Below are 740 nucleotides of genomic sequence, written 5' to 3'. Positions count from 1 at the left end.
GCCGACAAGTCCCTGGCCGATCAGGGCGAGCACATCTGGCGTGGTGGCGTGCCGGAGCGTAACGTGCCGGCCTGCAGTGGCTGCCACGGGCCCACCGGCGCCGGCATGGAGGGCGCGGGCTATCCCAAGATCGGCGGTCAGAAGGCGACCTACCTGGTGACCCAGCTTCAGGCCTACAGTGCCGGCAAGCGCAGTGGCTACCCCAAGGCGGAGATCATGACCGCCGTTGCCTCGCGTCTTAGTGACGACCAGATCAAGGCCGTGGCGTCGTTCGCCTCGGGGCTGTACCGCAAGACGGACGGTGAGACCGCCTCCGGCGAGTGATCCGGAGGCCGCGTTCGGTGAACGTGACGAAAGGGGGCGGTCCGGTGGCCGCCCCCTTTTGCGTCCGGGGCTCCCGTCGCGGCTGGACGGGAACCGTCGGCGGATGACACGGTCTCCTGCATGAACCGCGCTTGTGAGACGACAACAAGGGGGACGCTCTTGATGGCACGGTGGATGATGACGATGCTTGCGGCGCTGGTGCTGGGCACCGGCAGCGCGATGGCCGCGCCCCAGGCGGGCAATGAGTACCGGGTGCTGGATCAGCCACAGCCCGTCGAGACCGAGGGCGGTGTGCAGGTCCGCGAGTTCTTCTCCTATGGCTGCCCGCACTGCAACGATTTCCATCCGCTGCTCGCCGACTGGCAGGAGCGCATGGGTGACAGGATCGCGCTGGAGCACGTGCCGGTGAGCTTCGG

1 protein-coding gene and 1 pseudogene are annotated in these 740 nt (G+C 68.0%); both read left to right on the top strand.

Annotated elements, in window-relative coordinates; translation table 11 throughout:
- A partial coding sequence (locus tag G7A99_RS22725; protein ID WP_163144291.1) for a c-type cytochrome occupies positions 1–324 on the top strand: 324 nt, incomplete at its 5' end.
- A gap of 162 nt (positions 325–486) precedes the next feature.
- Positions 487–740, top strand: a pseudogene (locus G7A99_RS22720) (thiol:disulfide interchange protein DsbA/DsbL); the annotation flags it as partial.

The organism is Arhodomonas sp. KWT, from assembly GCF_010993615.1.
This window is presented reverse-complemented; position numbering and strand designations above follow the sequence as displayed.